This is a genomic window from Microbacterium sp. NPDC091382, assembly GCF_044757025.1.
Lineage (GTDB): Bacteria > Actinomycetota > Actinomycetes > Actinomycetales > Microbacteriaceae > Microbacterium.
This window is the reverse complement of sequence record NZ_JBIVUD010000001.1, coordinates 433,550-449,074: the sequence shown is the minus strand read 5'-3', so window position 1 is coordinate 449,074 and position 15,525 is coordinate 433,550. Positions and strand designations below refer to the sequence as shown.

17 protein-coding genes are annotated in these 15,525 nt (G+C 71.0%); 13 read left to right on the top strand and 4 right to left on the bottom strand.

Annotation, left to right across the window (positions count from 1 at the left end; all coding sequences use genetic code 11):
- The first annotated feature begins 194 nt into the window (after positions 1 to 194).
- Positions 195 to 752: an NUDIX domain-containing protein gene (locus ACIQLK_RS02180; protein WP_400362573.1), complete on the top strand. Its 558-nt coding sequence runs from the start codon at positions 195 to 197 to the stop codon at positions 750 to 752.
- Between the two features lie 4 nt (positions 753 to 756).
- Here the strand turns inward: ACIQLK_RS02180 and ACIQLK_RS02175 are convergent, their stop codons facing one another.
- Positions 757 to 996, bottom strand: a complete 240-nt coding sequence (locus tag ACIQLK_RS02175; protein WP_400362571.1) for a hypothetical protein — start codon at positions 994 to 996, stop codon at positions 757 to 759.
- A 201-nt stretch (positions 997 to 1,197) separates the two neighbouring features.
- Between ACIQLK_RS02175 and ACIQLK_RS02170 the strand changes: the two genes are divergently transcribed.
- From ACIQLK_RS02170 to ACIQLK_RS02150, 5 genes are all read left to right on the top strand, one after another.
- Complete coding sequence (locus ACIQLK_RS02170) at positions 1,198 to 2,205, top strand: SDR family oxidoreductase (protein WP_400362570.1); 1,008 nt, start codon at positions 1,198 to 1,200, stop codon at positions 2,203 to 2,205.
- 40 nt (positions 2,206 to 2,245) lie between these two features.
- A complete protein-coding gene (locus ACIQLK_RS02165; protein WP_400362568.1) occupies positions 2,246 to 3,025 on the top strand; it encodes a thioesterase family protein in 780 nt (259 codons plus the stop codon).
- Entirely contained in the window at positions 3,022 to 3,882 is an 861-nt protein-coding gene (locus ACIQLK_RS02160; RefSeq protein ID WP_400362566.1) for an SDR family oxidoreductase, read from the top strand. Before ACIQLK_RS02165 ends, ACIQLK_RS02160 begins: the two co-directional genes overlap by 4 nt.
- Positions 3,883 to 4,012: 130 nt before the next feature.
- Positions 4,013 to 4,288 carry a hypothetical protein gene (locus ACIQLK_RS02155; protein WP_400362564.1) on the top strand — a complete coding sequence of 92 codons (276 nt, stop codon included), beginning with the start codon at positions 4,013 to 4,015 and terminating at the stop codon, positions 4,286 to 4,288.
- Between the two features lie 52 nt (positions 4,289 to 4,340).
- On the top strand, positions 4,341 to 5,993 hold the full coding sequence (locus ACIQLK_RS02150) for an FAD-binding dehydrogenase (RefSeq protein WP_400362562.1): 1,653 nt from the start codon (positions 4,341 to 4,343) through the stop codon (positions 5,991 to 5,993).
- An 11-nt stretch (positions 5,994 to 6,004) separates the two neighbouring features.
- Here ACIQLK_RS02150 and ACIQLK_RS02145 read toward each other — a convergent pair whose 3' ends face one another.
- Positions 6,005 to 6,586 (bottom strand): sigma factor-like helix-turn-helix DNA-binding protein, encoded by a 582-nt coding sequence (locus ACIQLK_RS02145; RefSeq protein WP_400362561.1) that lies wholly within the window; start codon positions 6,584 to 6,586, stop codon positions 6,005 to 6,007.
- A gap of 220 nt (positions 6,587 to 6,806) precedes the next feature.
- Between ACIQLK_RS02145 and ACIQLK_RS02140 the strand changes: the two genes are divergently transcribed.
- The 5 genes from ACIQLK_RS02140 to ACIQLK_RS02120 all read left to right on the top strand — a co-directional run bounded on the left by ACIQLK_RS02140 (position 6,807) and on the right by ACIQLK_RS02120 (position 11,845).
- Entirely contained in the window at positions 6,807 to 7,637 is an 831-nt protein-coding gene (locus tag ACIQLK_RS02140; RefSeq protein ID WP_400362559.1) for an aldo/keto reductase, read from the top strand.
- A 126-nt stretch (positions 7,638 to 7,763) separates the two neighbouring features.
- The gene (locus ACIQLK_RS02135) at positions 7,764 to 9,275 is read left to right on the top strand and encodes an MATE family efflux transporter (RefSeq protein WP_400362557.1); all 1,512 of its coding nucleotides are present in this window, start codon (positions 7,764 to 7,766) and stop codon (positions 9,273 to 9,275) included.
- Positions 9,276 to 9,352: 77 nt separating this feature from the next.
- Positions 9,353 to 10,150, top strand: coding sequence for an alpha/beta fold hydrolase (locus ACIQLK_RS02130; protein ID WP_400362555.1), 798 nt, complete (start codon positions 9,353 to 9,355; stop codon positions 10,148 to 10,150).
- 125 nt (positions 10,151 to 10,275) lie between these two features.
- Positions 10,276 to 11,268 (top strand): DUF2332 domain-containing protein, encoded by a 993-nt coding sequence (locus ACIQLK_RS02125; RefSeq protein WP_400362553.1) that lies wholly within the window; start codon positions 10,276 to 10,278, stop codon positions 11,266 to 11,268.
- A 124-nt stretch (positions 11,269 to 11,392) separates the two neighbouring features.
- Entirely contained in the window at positions 11,393 to 11,845 is a 453-nt protein-coding gene (locus ACIQLK_RS02120) for a hypothetical protein (RefSeq protein ID WP_400362551.1), read from the top strand.
- Here the strand turns inward: ACIQLK_RS02120 and ACIQLK_RS02115 are convergent.
- Positions 11,820 to 12,962 carry a PQQ-dependent sugar dehydrogenase gene (locus ACIQLK_RS02115; protein ID WP_400362549.1) on the bottom strand — a complete coding sequence of 381 codons (1,143 nt, stop codon included), beginning with the start codon at positions 12,960 to 12,962 and terminating at the stop codon, positions 11,820 to 11,822. The two genes, ACIQLK_RS02120 and ACIQLK_RS02115, sit on opposite strands and share 26 nt — an antisense overlap.
- A 95-nt stretch (positions 12,963 to 13,057) precedes the next feature.
- On the opposite strand from ACIQLK_RS02115, the gene ACIQLK_RS02110 reads away from it, so the two are divergent.
- Together ACIQLK_RS02110 and ACIQLK_RS02105 are read left to right on the top strand one after the other, a co-directional pair.
- Complete coding sequence (locus ACIQLK_RS02110; RefSeq protein ID WP_400362548.1) at positions 13,058 to 13,699, top strand: acyl-CoA synthetase; 642 nt, start codon at positions 13,058 to 13,060, stop codon at positions 13,697 to 13,699.
- Positions 13,696 to 14,049 carry a hypothetical protein gene (locus tag ACIQLK_RS02105; RefSeq protein ID WP_400362546.1) on the top strand — a complete coding sequence of 118 codons (354 nt, stop codon included), beginning with the start codon at positions 13,696 to 13,698 and terminating at the stop codon, positions 14,047 to 14,049. Before ACIQLK_RS02110 ends, ACIQLK_RS02105 begins: the two co-directional genes overlap by 4 nt.
- 72 nt (positions 14,050 to 14,121) lie before the next feature.
- Here ACIQLK_RS02105 and purB read toward each other — a convergent pair whose 3' ends face one another.
- On the bottom strand, positions 14,122 to 15,504 hold the full coding sequence (gene purB, locus ACIQLK_RS02100; RefSeq protein WP_400362544.1) for an adenylosuccinate lyase: 1,383 nt from the start codon (positions 15,502 to 15,504) through the stop codon (positions 14,122 to 14,124).
- Positions 15,505 to 15,525: the final 21 nt, after the last annotated feature.

Sequence of the window (15,525 nt, the reverse complement as noted above, 5' to 3'; positions counted from 1 at the left end):
GGCCCAGCAGGCTGAGAAATCGAGATGGCTGGCGGGTCGCCAGCTCTCCGAGGCCTAACCAGAGACATATACAGTTCCTCCGCAGTGCGCGGGCAGACGAACCACGCGGGGTCGAGCTGATCCACCAACGCCTCGAGAAGGCGCCCCTCGTCGCGGCATCCTGGAACGTACCCGACGACCTCCGAACGGAACCCATGCCGCATCTTCACACCCGCCCCGGCGACCACGACACCACGGTCAGCTTCTTCATCGTGCGCACCGACGGTGCCGAGCCGCGACTGACGTTCCACCTGCACCTGAGGGTGCAGAAGCTCATGATGTTCGGCGGGCACATCGAGCGCGACGAGGCGCCGTGGGCCGCGGTCCTGCGCGAGCTCGTCGAGGAATCCGGCTACCAGCCCTCGCAAGTGCGGGTGCTGCAGCCGCGCGTCAGGATCCGACAGGTGACGGATGCCGCGGCCCACCCGGTCCCGGTGATGTCGTCCACCGCCTGCACGGCCGCGGACCCTGCGCACTTCCACACCGATCTGCTCTACGCCCTCGTCACCGACGAGGAGCCCTCGGGCGCGCCTGAAGAAGGCGAGTCCACCGACATCCGCCTGCTCTCCCGGACCGAGCTCGATCTCGTCCCCGCCGAGGACATCGTCGAGATGTGGCGCGAGGCCGGTCGGTTCATCCTCGACGAGATCCTCGGCGCCTGGGAACCCGTCGCCGTGGCCGATTACCGGAGCGTCGCGCCGCTCGTCGGGTGAGCCCCTACTCCGTCTCGATCTCGCCGTTGGCGATGGCGTCGGCGTAGGTGCGCAGGTCGGGACCCGGCTCCCAGTCGATGAACTGGTCCTTGAGCTTCCCGGTGAGCGCGGCGAACGCCTCGTCCGAGGTCATCTCTTTGCCCGACCCGGCCAGGTCGACCACGGCTTCTCGGAGCACTCGGTCGGCGTCGTCGAGGATCTTGGCGTGTGCTTCGTCGTTCCAGCGGATCTCTGAGCTCTTCATGCCGAGACGCTAACCCGGTCGCGGATGCCGCAGCGCGGGGTTGCGCTCCCGGGCCGGATGCGCTTGCGCCCCGTAGCTCATCGCGCCACCCCTGGCAAGCGCGTACCTCCGACGCGACCCAGGCCGAAAGATGGCCGAAAGCGGTCGAAGCACGACCCCTCGGGCAGAACCGCCCGGTCGGGCACCGCAGGAGGAGTCGCCGTGAGCAGCACTACATCCCGAGGCGTCGCCGTCGTCACCGGCGGCAGCGCCGGCCTCGGCCGCGCCATCGTCCGCGACCTCGCCGATCGCGGCTGGGATGTCGCCGTCCTCGCCCGCGGCCGCGACGGGGTGGATGCCGCCACGGCCGAGGTCCGCGCGAAGGGCCGCCGCGCCCACGGGGTCTCCGTCGACGTCGCCGATCACGCCGCCCTCGACGCCGCCGCGTCCGAGGTCGAAGCGGAGCTCGGCGAGATCGATCTGTGGGTCAACAACGTCATGTCGGGCTCGATCGCTCCGTTCCTCGACACGACCCCCGAGGACTACGAGCGGGCCACACAGGTCACCTATCTCGGCACCGTGAACGGGACGCGTTCCGCACTGCGACGGATGCGGCCCCGGAACCGCGGCCACATCATCCAGATCGGATCGGCCCTCGCGCATCGCGGCATCCCGCTCCAGGCGGCCTACTGCGGCTCGAAGCACGCCGTCCACGGGTTCACCGACTCGGTCGTCTCGGAGCTCACGCACGAGGGCAGCGCCGTCGCCGTCTCGATCGTCGACATGCCGGCTCTGAACACGACGCAGTTCGGCTGGGTGAAGTCACCCTTCTCGACGCACCCGCAGCCGGTCCCGCCGATCTACCAGCCCGAGGTGGGTGCGCGCGCCGTCGGCGACGTCGCCGACAAGCCGCGTCGACGCACTTGGGTGGGCGAGTCGACCGTCGGTCTCGTGCTCGGCACCCGCGTCGCGGGGCGGTTCATGGACTGGTACCTCGCCAAGAACGCCTGGGAGGGCCAGTTCGCCGACGACAAGGGCTCGTCGACGACCCCACCCAACCTCTACGAGCCGGTCCCCGGTGATCACGGGGCCCACGGCGCGTTCGACGACCGCGCGCGCGGTGAGAGCATCCAGACCCGCGCTCTGCGGCACCGGCCCGAGCTGTACTCCGCGGCATCCGTCGCCGTCGTCGCCGCGGTCGCCGGGGTCGTCAAACTCCTGCGTCGCTGATCCTGCAGCGGCGAGGTGGCCGCGGGTAGCATCCGTACTCGTGCCCGCCTACTTCGATCGGATCGATGCGACCAGGTTCCAGCCGACGTCCTTGAGCGGGGGCGCCTGGAACGTCACCGAGCAGCACGTCGCCCCGCCGATCGGCCTGCTCGCCCACGCGATCGAGGTCGATCACGCGGCGCGCAGCCCGCAGCCGATGCAGCTCTCGCGGCTGTCGGTGGACATCCTCGGCGTGATCCCGATCGACGAGGTCGAGGTGACGTGCCGCGTGCTGCGCCCGGGCCGGAGCATCGAACTCGTCGAGGCGACCCTCGCGCACGCGGGTCGTCCGGCGCTCAGCGCTCGCGCGTGGCTCATGCACACCCGCGACACCGAGGCGCTCGCGGGGTCAGCGCACCCCGCCATGCCGCCGCGCGACGCGATCGAGCGCGTCGACCCGTCGTCGGCGTGGCCCGGCGAGTTCATCGCGACGGTCGGCGAGGTGCGCCGCCGGCAGGAGGCGCCGGGTCGCGCCTGGACCTGGATCCTGCCCGCCGTGCCGCTGCTCGAGGGCGAGCCGGTCTCGACGACGGCGCGCCTCGTGTCGCTCATCGACATCGCGAACGGCGTGACCCCGCGCGTCGACCCGCGCGAGGTCGCGTTCCCGAACCTCGACCTGACCCTCCACCTCGTCCGCGCCCCCGAGGACGGCTGGATCGGCTTCGACACGACCGTCACCTTCGGGGCGACGGGCCTCGGGATGACGCACACCGTCCTGCACGACGAGCGCGGCGTCGTCGGCTCGGTCGTGCAGTCCCTCACCGTGAGGCCGCACCGATGACCGCACCCCTCGCCGGGAAGACCGCCCTCGTCACCGGCGTCTCGCGCCGACGCGGAATCGGGTTCGCCGTGGCGACGCGGCTGGCGCAGCTCGGCGCGAGCGTGTTCATCCACCACTGGCGCCCCCACGACCTCGCGCAGCCGTGGGGCGGCGACGACCTCGATGCGGTGCGCACCGGCATCGGCTCGGCCCTCGTCGGTGACGCGAGCTTCGGCGACGTCGAGGCCGATCTGACGGATGCCGCGGTGATCCCGGGTCTCATCGACGCCGCCTCCGCGCTGACCGGACGCCTCGACATCCTCGTCTGCAACCACGCGAAGAGCGGCGACGACGGCAGCATCCTCGACATGACCGCCGACCGGCTCGACGCGTTCTGGGACACGAACACCCGGTCGACGCTGCTGCTGACGACGGAGTTCGCCCGCCGCCTCGCACCGCCGCAGTCCGGTCAGCGCCGTCCGGGCGACGCGGTCGAGGGTTCGAAGCCCTACGCCGAGCCGACCGGTCGGGTGTTCTGGATGACTTCGGGGCAGGGCCACGGCGCGATGCGCGGCGAGGTCGCCTACGCGACGAGCAAGGCGGCGCTCGCGGGCATCACCCGCACGGTCGCGGCGGAACTGCTCGATCTCGGCATCGTCCTCAACACGATCAACCCCGGCCCGGTGAACACCGGCTATCTGGACCCCGACACCGCCGACCGTGACACCTCCGGCCTCGACGAGTGGCTGCGGACGACCGCATTCGGCCGGGTCGGCGTGCCCAGCGACCCCGCCGCCCTCATCGGCTGGCTGTCGACGGCCGAGGGCGCCTGGATCGTCGGCCAGGTGCTCACGAGCGACGGCGGTTTCAGCCTGTAGCGGTGACATCCGCACGATCGGTGGGCAGGAGTCACCCCGCCGCGCCGGGCACGCCGCACCCGCCCCGCCGGTCGTGCATCCGTGCGCGAAACCCTGGCGCGAACACCCTCCGATGTGGTCGGATCCCCCCATGGGTGCGGGATCTCCGACGCGGGCGGTGCTGTGGGGAGCGGGCGCCCTCCTGCTCGCGACGATCTTCCTCGCCCCGATCTTCGGTTTCGGACGCTGCCTCGACTCGCCCGATCCGGAGAAGTCCTCCTGCGAGTCGTACACCGCGTCGTACGCCGGTCTGCGCGTGGACATCTGGCCATGGGCCGTGGTCTCCGCGGTCATCGTGGTCGTGACCGTGGTCGTCGCGGTGGGCCGACACCGCCGCCGTCGCGCCGAGCGCGCCGCATCCGCTTAGAGTCGCTTCAGCACCCGTCGGCGTCGACGGGATCGTCGAAGGGGACGCACGCATGACAACGGATGCCGCAGACGCGATCGTCGTCGGAGCGGGGCTCGCCGGACTGGTCGCCGCCGCCGAGCTCCTCGACGCGGGCAAGCGCGTGCTGATCGTCGAGCAGGAGCCGGAAGCGAGCCTCGGCGGGCAGGCGTGGTGGTCGTTTGGCGGGCTCTTCCTCGTCGACTCGCCCGAGCAGCGCCGACTCGGCGTGAAGGACTCGCTCGCGCTCGCGCGGCAGGACTGGTTCGGCTCCGCCGGCTTCGACCGTCCCGAGGACCGGTGGCCGCGAGCGTGGGCCGAGGCGTACCTCGAGTTCGCGGCCGGCGAGAAGCGTGCGTGGCTGCGGGAGCGCGGCATCCGCTTCTTCCCCGTCGTGGGCTGGGCCGAGCGCGGCGGCGACCGCGCCACGGCGCACGGCAACTCGGTGCCGCGGTTCCACATCACCTGGGGCACCGGCCCCGGCGTGCTCGCCCCGTTCGTGCGGCGCGTGCTCGAGGGGGTCGCCTCCGGCCGCGCGCGCATCGCGTTCCGGCACCGCGTCGACCGACTCGAAGTCGAGGGCGGCGCGGTCGTCGGCGTGAGCGGAGCGGTGCTCGCGCCCGACTCCGCCGAGCGGGGCGCGCCGAGCAACCGCGACGAGACGGGCGAGTTCTCGTTCCGCGCGGGCGCCGTGCTCGTCTCGAGCGGCGGCATCGGCGGCAACCACGACCTCGTCCGCGCGCAGTGGCCCGCCCGCATGGGACGCGCCCCCGAGACAATGCTCTCGGGCGTGCCCGCCCACGTCGACGGACGGATGCTGGGGGTCGCCGAGTCCGCGGGCGCGCACCTGATCAACGGCGACCGCATGTGGCACTACGTCGAGGGCATCCAGAACCACAGCCCGGTGTGGCCGCGCCACGGCATCCGGATCCTGCCGGGACCGTCGTCGCTGTGGCTGGATGCCACCGGGCGCCGCCTGCCGACTCCGCTTTTCCCCGGATTCGACACGATCGGCACGCTCGAGCACATCGTCGCCACCGGACACGACCACAGCTGGTTCGTGCTGAACCAGGCGATCCTCAAGAAGGAGTTCGCGCTCTCGGGCAGCGAGCAGAACCCCGACCTCACCGGCAAGGACCTGAAGCTCCTCGCGGGCCGGCTGAAGGCCGGGCGGGCCACGCCGCCGGTCGAGGCGTTCAAGGAGCGCGGCGCGGACTTCATCGTCGCCGACACAGTTCCGCAGCTGCTCGAGCGGATGCGGGCGGCATCCGCTCTGCTCGACATCGACCGCGTGCGGGTCGAGCTCGAAGCCCGCGATCGCGAGATGACGAACCCGTTCACGAAGGACGCGCAGGTCACCGCGGTGCGGCAGGCGCGACGCTACCGGGGCGACAAGCTGCTGCGCGTCGCGACGCCGGGCCCGATCGCCGACCCGAAGAACGGGCCGCTCATCGCGGTGAGGCTGCACATCATCACGCGCAAGAGCCTCGGCGGCATCGAGACCGACCTGTCCGGTCGCGCGCTCTCGGCGACGGGGGAGCCGATCCCGGGTCTGTACGCCGCGGGCGAGGCGAGCGGTTTCGGCGGCGGCGGCGTGCACGGGTATCGCGCGCTCGAGGGCACCTTCCTCGGAGGCTGCATCTTCTCGGGTCGCGCCGCCGGCCGCGCGATGGCGACCGCGGTCTGAACCGGATGCCGCTACGCAGCGGCGCCTGTGGGAGGCGGCTGGATGGGGGTCGAACCGGTCAGGGGGAGCGCGATCGACCCCGCGAGGGGCAGCGCCACCTCTCGGAGCTGATCGAGCGCGCTGCGGGTGCGCGACTTGACCGTGGCGAGAGGGGTTCCCGTCATCGCCGCGATCTCCGGTTGGGTATGGCCGCCGAAATAAGCGAGTGAGACGGCGTTCTCCTGCTCGTCCGCCAGCTTCCGCAGCGCGCGGTGGCTGGCGGCGGTGCGGTCGGGTGCGTGCGGTTCCCCGTCCGCGGGCCGCGACGCGCGCAGGCCGGCGACAGCGTGACGATGCACGATCGCCAGAATCCAGGTGCGGGCCGGCGTTCGGCGCGGCGCGTAACGGCTCGCCTCGTTCCACACCGACACGAAAGCGTCCTGTAGCACCTGCTCGGCGAGATCCCGGTCGACGGTCACGCGCACGGCGAGGGCGAAGGCCGCCGCCGATGTCGCGTCGTAGAGACGGGCGAACGAGGCGACGTCGCCGGAGGCCGACCGGGCGATGAGTCGCCCCAGTGCGGCATCCGTCTCGGACGCGGGTGTGTCGGACATGACTGAATGGTGCGCTTCTGCGCGGCCCGGTACGAGCTCTTGCCGAGGGGCGGGACGAGTGCTAGGAGATTCCATTCATGTGAATCACTTCACATGTCGTCAGCGCAGCGCGGTCCCGATCGTGGCGCCCACGCGCGCCACCTGCCGGCCCTGTTGCCGCATCCGTCATGATTCGTCAAGGCATAGGGATCGCTCGTACAGCGGTGGAAAAGTGGGGCACATGACCGTTCCCACACTCACACTCAACGACGGACACACCATTCCCCAGCTGGGCTTCGGCGTCTTCCAGGTCGATCCCGACGAGGCCGAGCGCATCGTCAGCGTGGCGCTCGAAGCCGGCTACCGCCACATCGACACCGCCGCCGTCTACGGCAACGAAGAGGGCGTCGGGCGCGCGATCGCGGCCTCCGGCATCCCTCGCGACGAACTCTTCATCACCACGAAGCTGTGGAACTCCGAGCAGGGCCGCGACACCGCTCGCCCGGCGATCGAGACGAGCCTTCAGAAGCTCGGGCTCGACTACGTCGACCTGTACCTGATCCACTGGCCGCGCCCCGACAAGGACCGCTACGTCGAGACGTGGCAGCAGTTCGAGACCTTCCAGGCCGACGGCCTGACGCGCTCCATCGGCGTCTCGAACTTCCACCAGCCGCACCTGCAACGGCTGTTCGACGAGACCGACACGGTTCCCGCCGTCAACCAGATCGAGCTGCACCCGGCGTTCGCCCAGCGCGAGCTCCGCGGCTTCCAGGAGCCCAAGGGCATCCACACCGAATCGTGGGGCCCGCTCGGTCAGGGCAAGTACGACCTGTTCGGCGAGAAGGCCGTCGCGGATGCCGCCGACGCGCACGGCGTGAGCCCGGCGCAGGTCGTCATCCGCTGGCACCTGCAGGAGGGCCTCATCGTCTTCCCGAAGTCGTCGACGCCCGAGCGCATCCGCACCAACTTCGATGTCTTCGGCTTCGAGCTGACCACCGAAGAGATCGACGCCATCAACGCACTCGACCGCGGTCAGCGCGTCGGCGCCGATCCGGACACCGCCACGTTCTGATCGATCCGCAGAGAAGGGGCGCCGAGGAATCGGCGCCCCTTTTCTGTGCGACCCCCCTTACGGCTCACAGGGTGACCTCGATACAATCGATCGACCTCGAATCGATTCGAAATCCCGAAAGCCCGCATGGCCACCTCTCTCACGACGGGCCGCCCCTGGCGCGTCATCCTTCTTTTCACCCTGCCGCTCATGATCGGCAATGTGGTGCAGCAGCTGTACCACTTCGCCGACACGATCGTCGTCGGGCGCCTGCTCGGCGTCGACGCGCTCGCCGCCGTGGGCGCGACGGGCAGTCTGCTGTTCCTGCTTCTCGGCTTCGCCTGGGGACTCACGTCCGGCTTCGCGATCCCCACCGCGCAGGCCTACGGGGCGATGGATGCCGACGGTGTCCGCCGCTCGGTCGCCACCGGCGCCTTCCTCAGCGGCATCACGACGATCATCCTGACCGTCGGCGCTCCCCTCATCGCCGAGCCGGCACTCGTCGCCCTGCAGACTCCGCCCGAGCTCCTCGCGGACGCGACGATCTTCACACAGGTCAGCTTCCTCGGCGCCGGCGCGCTGATGTTCTTCAACTTCCTCTCAGCGGTCATCCGAGCGATCGGCGACTCCCGGACGCCCCTCATCTTCCTCATCGTGTCGTGCGGTCTGAACGTCGTCCTCGTGATCGCCGCCATCGCGTGGCTCGGTCTCGGCGTGGCGGGCGCGGCTCTCGCGACCGTCATCGCCCAGGCGACGTCGGTGCTGCTCTGCCTCGAGTTCGTGCGCCGCCGCATCCCCGAGCTGCACCTGCGGCGCGAGGACTGGCGCATCACCCGCGCCGACATCGTCGCGCACCTCCGCCTCGGGCTCCCGATGGGGTTCCAGGCGTCCATCATCGCGATCGGCGCGCTCACCGTTCAGGTCGCGCTCAACACGCTCGGCGGCGAGGCCATCGCGGCCTACACCGCGGCATCACGTGTCGACGGCCTCGCGGTCGCCCTCCTGCAGTCGATGTCGCTCGCGGTCTCGATGTACGTCGCCCAGAACTACGGCGCCGGCCGTCCCGACCGCATCCGCCGCGGCGTCGTCCAGGCGACGTGGATCGCCCTCGGTGCGGCGGTGGCCCTCGGCATCCTGCTCATCTCGCTCGGCGGACCGATCGTCCGCATCTTCGTCGGCGACGGCGCGGACGAGGTCGTTCACCTCGCGGTGTCGATGCTCGTGATCAACGGCCTCAGCTACACCGCGCTCGGCGTGCTGTTCGTCACGCGCGGGGCACTGCAGGGTCTCGGCAACGCCGTCATCCCCACCGTCACGGGGGTCGTCGAGCTGATCGCTCGCGCCGTCGCGGCGATCCTGCTCGGATCGCTGTTCGGCTTCATCGGCGTCGCGTGGTCGAACCCGCTCGCGTGGATCTCGGCGGCCGTCATCCTCATCCCGTCGTACATCCGCGCGCACAAGCGGCTCGCGACGATGCCGATGGCGCCCATGACGATCACGCCGACGACGCCGATCGCGGTCATCGGTCCGGTCGACGGTTCCATGACGGTCGAGACCGTCGTGACGCAGCCGGTGCCGCTGCCGCAGGTGTCGTCCCGGATGCGGCGGGCCCTTCGCCGGCGCCCCGGTGCCGCACGGCGTCTCGCCCGCAAGCGCTGAGGCCGCCCGGACGCACCACCCGCGGGCCGTGACGCAACCGATTCCTGAGAGCCGCCTGAGGGGTGCATGATCGGGGGATGACCACCGTTTTCCCCGCGCTCACCAAGATCCCCGACCCGCAGTTCGTCATGGTCGGCGACGGGTATCGCGTCGCGACGTACGAGTGGGGACCGGCGGATGCCCCGACCGTGCTCCTCGTCCACGGCTTCGCCTCGAGCGCCCGCGACAACTGGGTGAACACGGGCTGGGTGCGCGACCTGCTGCGCGCCGGTCATCGCGTGCTCGCCGTCGACCAGCGCGGACACGGCGCGAGCGACAAGCCCCACGAGTCGGCGGCGTACGCCTTGCGCACCATGGTCACCGATGTCGAGGCCGTGCTCGACACCTACCTCGTCGACGAGGCCCTCTACGTCGGGTACTCCCTGGGCGCCCGCGTCGGGTGGGAGGTCGCACGCGACCTGGAGCCCCGCATCCCGCGCGTCGTCCTCGGCGGCGTCCCCGACGGCGTGCCGCTCGGACGCCTCGACCTCGACCAGGTCCAGGCGTACGTCGACGAGGGGACCCCGGTGACGGATGCCGTGACCCTGAACTACATCACCCTCACCGAGCGGGTGCCCGGCAACGACCTGCGCGCGCTGCTCGCCATCGCCCGCGGCATGCGCGCGACCGGCACGGTCGACCCCGACCCGGGCCGCGCGCCCGGGCAGCCCGTGCTGTTCGCGACGGGGACGAAGGACGGCATCATCGAGGGCTCCCGCACCCTCGCCGCCGCGACGGCGCAGGGCCGGTTCGTCGAGATCCCCGACCGCCACCACTTCAACGCGCCGGGTTCCCGGGCGTTCCGCGAGGCCGCGCTGGCCTTCTTGGCCGAGTAGGTCGCGCCGCGGCATCCCTCGCGCCCTCGGATTCGGACATCCGCGCCGGATTCGGATGCTCACGCGCGGCAAGGTCCGGATCTCCGAATCCGCCGCGCGGTCGGGCACCGCGTTACGCTCGCGCCATGACCGATCTGCCGTCCTGGGGTGTGGCGTCCGATTCGCCGACGGCGCAGCACTACCGCACGTTCGGCGCGCTCGAGGCTCGCGGCTCGTCGGCGGCGTACGAGGACTGGGCGCTCGGGGTCGCGGACGATGCCGAGATGCTCGCGCTGATCGACGAGCTGCCGCGGTCGAAGCGACAGGCGAACCTCGTCTTCGCCGCGATGCGGGTCGCCGGTGTTCCCGTCGTGCCGTGGAGGGATGCCCGTGGTGACGCCATCGCGCGCTGGCCCCGCATCCGCGAGGTCGCCCTCACGCACGCGACCCAGACGAATGAGGCCGCGCGCTGCGCCGTACTGCTGCCGCAGCTCGCGCGGATCCCGGGGCCGCTCGCCCTGCTCGAGGTCGGCGCCTCGGCCGGACTCTGCCTCTATCCCGACCGTTACGCCTACCGCTACACCGGGGACGACGGCACCATCACGGCGCTCGACCCCGACCGGCCCTCGGGCGTCGTGATCGACTGCCGGATCGAGAACGCCGAGGCGCCGACCCGGCTGCCCGAGGTCGCCTGGCGCGGCGGCATCGACCTGAACCCGCTCGACCCGGCCGATCCCGACACGCTCGCGTGGCTCGACGCCCTCGTCTGGCCCGAGCACGACGACCGCCGCGCCCGCCTCGCCGCCGCGGCGCGGGTCGCGGCATCCGATCCCGCGCCGATCCGCGCCGGCGACCTGAACGACCTGATCGCGGATGCCGCGGCATCCGCCCCCGCCGACGCGACGCTCGTGGTCTTCCACAGCGCGGTGCTCGCGTACCTGAGTCCAGAGGATCGCGAGCGCTTCCGCCGCACGATGGCGGAGACGGACGCTGTCTGGCTCTCGAACGAGGGGCTCGGCGTCTTCCCGGAGTTCGAGCGAGTGGTGCCGCCCGGGGAGCGGCACCGGTTCGTACTGGCGGTCGACGGCGAACCCGTCGCGCTCACGCACCCGCACGGCCGCAGCTATCGCGCGCTGTGACACGCTCCGGGGACGCGAATCGCCGCCTCCCCGCGTCCGAACCGGCACGGAGCGTCCCCGGAGCCGGCTCTCGCCCCGCGGACCGGTGAGTGGCAACATCGGCAGCAGACCGGAAGGAACCACCATGGCAGGCAAGACCAGCGAGGGCGTCGGCTTCAGCGACGCCGAGAAGGCGGCGATGCAGCAGCGCGCCGACGAGCTCAAAGCGATGAAGGGTCTGAAGGGCCTCGCGAAGATCGAGAAGGAGAACCAGGCCTGTCTCGATGCGATCGGAGCGCTCGAGGGCACCGACCGCATCATCGCGGAGCGCGTGCACGTCATCGTCCTCGAAGAGGCGCCGCACCTGAACCCGAAGACGTTCTACGGCTTCCCGGCCTATGCCAGGGACGGCAAGGTCGTCGTCTTCTGGCAGCCGGCATCCAAATTCACGACCCGTTACGGCACCGTCAGCTTCGACGAGACCGCGCAGCTCGACGACGGCCCGATGTGGCCCGTCTCGTTCGCGGTGATCGAGATGACGGATGCCGTGGAGCAACGCATCCGCGAACTGGTCAGGCGCGCGGCACCGCGAGACTGACGATCCGGTCGTCGCCCTCGCGGGGCGACCCCCGCCCGTCCGTGTTGTTGGTGAGCACGAACAGCGTGCCGTCGGGGCCGACGGTCACGTCGCGGAGCCGGCCGTACTCGCCGGCGTAGAGCTCGGTCGACGTCGACGGTTCCGCCACCGGGACCGCGCGCAGCACCCGGCCGCCCAGGTTGGCGATGAGGATCGTGTCGTTCACGATCGCGATGCCGCTCGGGCTCGCGGCATCCGTCGGCCACGTCTGCACCGGATCGACGAACCCGTCACCCTCGCCGCCGGTGCCCTCGACGTACGGCCAGCCGTAGTTGCCGCCCGCCTCGATGATGTTGAGCTCGTCGCGGTGGTTCCGACCGAACTCGCTCGCGAACATCGTGCCGTCCTCGGCCCACGCGAAGCCCTGCACGTTGCGATGCCCGAGGCTGTAGACGGGGGAGGTCGGGTCGGGGTTGTCCGACGGGATGCCGCCGTCCGGCGCGATCCGCAGGATCTTGCCCGCCAGTGAGCGCGGGTTCTGCGACGCCGGTTCGTCGCTCGTGTCTCCGTTCGCGATGTAGAGCATCCCGTCCGGCCCGAAGGCGATGCGACCGCCGTTGTGGTGGGTGCCCGCAGGCATCCCGTCGATCACCACGGCACGTGCGCCGAGGCCGTACGAACCCGGCGCTCCAGTCAGCGGGTACCTCTCGACCCGGTTGCCGCTGCGTGCCGTCGAATAGACGAAGAGGGAGTCGCCGTCGGTGGCGAGTCCGAGGAGTCCGCCCTCGGCGCTGTGCGCGACGCCCTCGATCGTGCCGATCGCGCGCGAGGTGCCGTCGGCGGCGACTTCGAGGATGCGGGCGGTGTCGCGCTCGCTGACGAACACGGTGTCCCCGACCACGGCCATCGACCACGGCGCGTCGAGTCCGCTGGTGACGGTCCGCGGCGTCTCGGGCGCGGGGACCGGTGTCGGGGTGGGGGTCGGCGACGGCGAGGGCGTCGGGCTCGGGGACGGTGACGCCGACGGGGCGGGCGGCTCGGCAGCGGTTCCCCCGGATGGTGTGCACCCGCTGAGCGCGAGAGCCGCGGCGACGCCGACCCCGACCATGGAGGAGGCGGTGCGACGTCGCGAGATCATGCGACCAGTCAACCGCATCCCGGCCCGCGGAGGACGGGATCAGGTGAACGACCTAAACTGGGGGCATCCCGTTCCCGTCTGTGAGAATCCCGCCTGTGTCTGACGTCGCCCCCCGCGCCTTCGAGGTGCGCCACCTGCAGATGGGGCGCGCGCTCTTCGCGGCGTTCGCGGCGGTGATGATCACCTTCTCGGCTGATCACTCCGCCCAGGTCGGCATGTCGGTGTTCAGCGGCTTCGCCGTGGCGACCGCCCTCATCCTGATCCTGTCGGCGTGGCTCGTGTTCCCCGCGGGGCAGCGCTGGCAGGCGGTGCTGCTCGGCATCCTCACCGTGGTCGCAGGGATGATCGCGACCCTTCCCGCCCTCCGCACCGTCGACGGCTACTTCACGACCGTCCTCGTCTGGGCGCTCGTGACCGGTGCCGCAGAGCTGATCATCGGCATCGTCGGACGTCGTCATCAGGATCCCGCTGCGCGTGAAGCGGTGTTCGTCGGCGGTCTCACCATCATCCTGGGTGTCGCGCTCGCGCTCATCCCACGTGATTACATGCTCGAGTACTACATCGAACAGGCGCAACGGTCGTTCACCCTCACGGGTTCGACGATCGGCGTCGGGGTCTTCGGCGGGTACGCGGCGATCGTCGCCGTGTACCTCGGGATCGCTGCGTTCTCGCCCCGACCCGACGCGGCGGCTGCCGTCGAGACGGCCGACACGGATGCCGCTGGAGGCCGCTCATGAGCGAGAAGAACCCCACCCGTCGCGACCTGATGCGCCCGGTTCACCTGCTCGGCTTCGCCCTGCTGGCCGCCGTGTTCGCCGGAATCGTCACCCTCGTGTCGATGGGCGTCCTGCAGGAGCAGCGCGCCGGAGCCGCCGACATGCACCTGCGCGCGTGGGTCGTGGCCGGCATCGTGGCCGGTATCACGTTCATCGCGACGCTCGTGGTCATGGCGCTGTCGCTGCTGGCCGTCGACCCGGCGAAGACCTCGACCCCCGTCTCGCGCGGGGTGCTGCTCGACCCCGAGGGCGAGACCGCGCCCGGCGAGGGTGACGCGGGCCGCCGTCCGGCGCCGCCGTCCGGCCACTGACGGGCTGATTCCGGAGGCGACACCCCGGTTCAGCGCCCGCGCGCCGCGCGGAACTCAGCGCCGCAGGTCGATTCAGCGCAGCAGGTCGACGAGCCGGTCCGCGAGACCCGCGTAGCCGGCGGGTGTGAGCGCGAGCAGGCGCTGCTTCGCGGCATCCCCGATGTCGAGCCCGCTCACGAACTCGGCGAGCTCGGGCGCACCGACGCGGCGGCCGCGGGTGAGGTCCTTCAGCAGTGCGTACGGATCGGTGATCTGCGAGCGACCCGCCACGATCTCGGCCCGGACGACGGTCTGGATCGCCTCGGCGAGGACCTCCCAGTTGGCGTCGAGGTCGGCGAGCAGCACGTCGCGCGACAGCGAGATCTCGGTGAGACCGCGCTGCAGGTTGTCGAGGGCGAGCAGCGAGTGACCGAACGCGACGCCGATGTTGCGCTGCGTCGTCGAGTCGGTGAGGTCGCGCTGCTGACGGGAGGTGACCAGCGTCGCTGCGAGCGTCGTGAACAGGCCGCCGGCGATCTCGAGGTTCGCCTCGGCGTTCTCGAAGCGGATCGGGTTGATCTTGTGCGGCATCGTCGACGACCCGGTCGCGCCGGCGACGGGGATCTGGGCGAAGAAGCCCATCGAGATGTAGGTCCACACGTCGGTGGCGAGGTTGTGGAGGATGCCGCCCGCGTGCCGCACGCGGTCGTACAGCTCGACCTGCCAGTCGTGCGACTCGATCTGCGTCGTCAGCTCGTTGAAGCCGATCCCGAGGCCTTCGATGAACCCGCGCGACAGGGTCGGCCAGTCGACGTCGGGCTCGGCAGCCAGGTGCGCCGACCACGTGCCGGTCGCGCCCGAGAACTTCGCGAGGTACTCGCCCGCGGAGATCTGGGAGGCGACGCGCTGCAGGCGCCAGGCGAAGACGGCGAGTTCCTTGCCCATCGTGGAGGGGGTCGCCGGCTGCCCGTGCGTGCGCGAGAGCATCACGGCATCCCGATGCTCTTCGGCCAGTGCCGTCAGCGAGGCGATGACGGCGTGGAGCTTCGGCAGCCAGACCCGCTCGACGGCGCGCTGCACGGTGAGGGCGTAGGACGCGGAGTTGATGTCCTCGCTGGTGCACGCGAAGTGCGTGAGCTCCGCGATCGCATCGAGTCCGAGGGATGACAAGCGGTCGCGCACGAGGTACTCGATCGCCTTCACGTCGTGGCGGGTGACGGCTTCCTCCTCGGCAAGCCAGCCGATCTCGTCGGCACCGAAGTCGCGATAAAGGGCGCGGAGCGATTCCTTCTGGGCGTCCGTCAGTGCCGTGGACCCGAAGAGGCCGCGGTCGGTCAGCGTGATGATCCACTCGACCTCGACCTCGACCCGGGCGCGGTTCAGTCCGGCCTCGGAGAGGTACTCGGCGAGGGGCGCGACGGCGGCGGAGTAACGACCGTCGAGCGGGCTGAGGGACATCGAGGGCAGGGAGGACACGCGACTCCGTTCGGTGGGGGG

Bases quoted from the DNA above. Each gene is read 5' to 3' on its own strand.
- ACIQLK_RS02135 (WP_400362557.1), top strand. From the start codon at position 7,764: ATGGCCACCTCTCTCACGACGGGCCGCCCCTGGCGCGTCATCCTTCTT.
- ACIQLK_RS02105 (WP_400362546.1), top strand. From the start codon at position 13,696: ATGAGCGAGAAGAACCCCACCCGTCGCGACCTGATGCGCCCGGTTCAC.
- ACIQLK_RS02120 (WP_400362551.1), top strand. From the start codon at position 11,393: ATGGCAGGCAAGACCAGCGAGGGCGTCGGCTTCAGCGACGCCGAGAAG.
- ACIQLK_RS02155 (WP_400362564.1), top strand. From the start codon at position 4,013: ATGGGTGCGGGATCTCCGACGCGGGCGGTGCTGTGGGGAGCGGGCGCC.
- ACIQLK_RS02125 (WP_400362553.1), top strand. From the start codon at position 10,276: ATGACCGATCTGCCGTCCTGGGGTGTGGCGTCCGATTCGCCGACGGCG.
- ACIQLK_RS02180 (WP_400362573.1), top strand. From the start codon at position 195: ATGCCGCATCTTCACACCCGCCCCGGCGACCACGACACCACGGTCAGC.
- ACIQLK_RS02140 (WP_400362559.1), top strand. From the start codon at position 6,807: ATGACCGTTCCCACACTCACACTCAACGACGGACACACCATTCCCCAG.
- ACIQLK_RS02150 (WP_400362562.1), top strand. From the start codon at position 4,341: ATGACAACGGATGCCGCAGACGCGATCGTCGTCGGAGCGGGGCTCGCC.
- ACIQLK_RS02115 (WP_400362549.1), bottom strand. From the start codon at position 12,962: ATGATCTCGCGACGTCGCACCGCCTCCTCCATGGTCGGGGTCGGCGTC.
- ACIQLK_RS02160 (WP_400362566.1), top strand. From the start codon at position 3,022: ATGACCGCACCCCTCGCCGGGAAGACCGCCCTCGTCACCGGCGTCTCG.
- ACIQLK_RS02145 (WP_400362561.1), bottom strand. From the start codon at position 6,586: ATGTCCGACACACCCGCGTCCGAGACGGATGCCGCACTGGGGCGACTC.
- ACIQLK_RS02130 (WP_400362555.1), top strand. From the start codon at position 9,353: ATGACCACCGTTTTCCCCGCGCTCACCAAGATCCCCGACCCGCAGTTC.
- ACIQLK_RS02175 (WP_400362571.1), bottom strand. From the start codon at position 996: ATGAAGAGCTCAGAGATCCGCTGGAACGACGAAGCACACGCCAAGATC.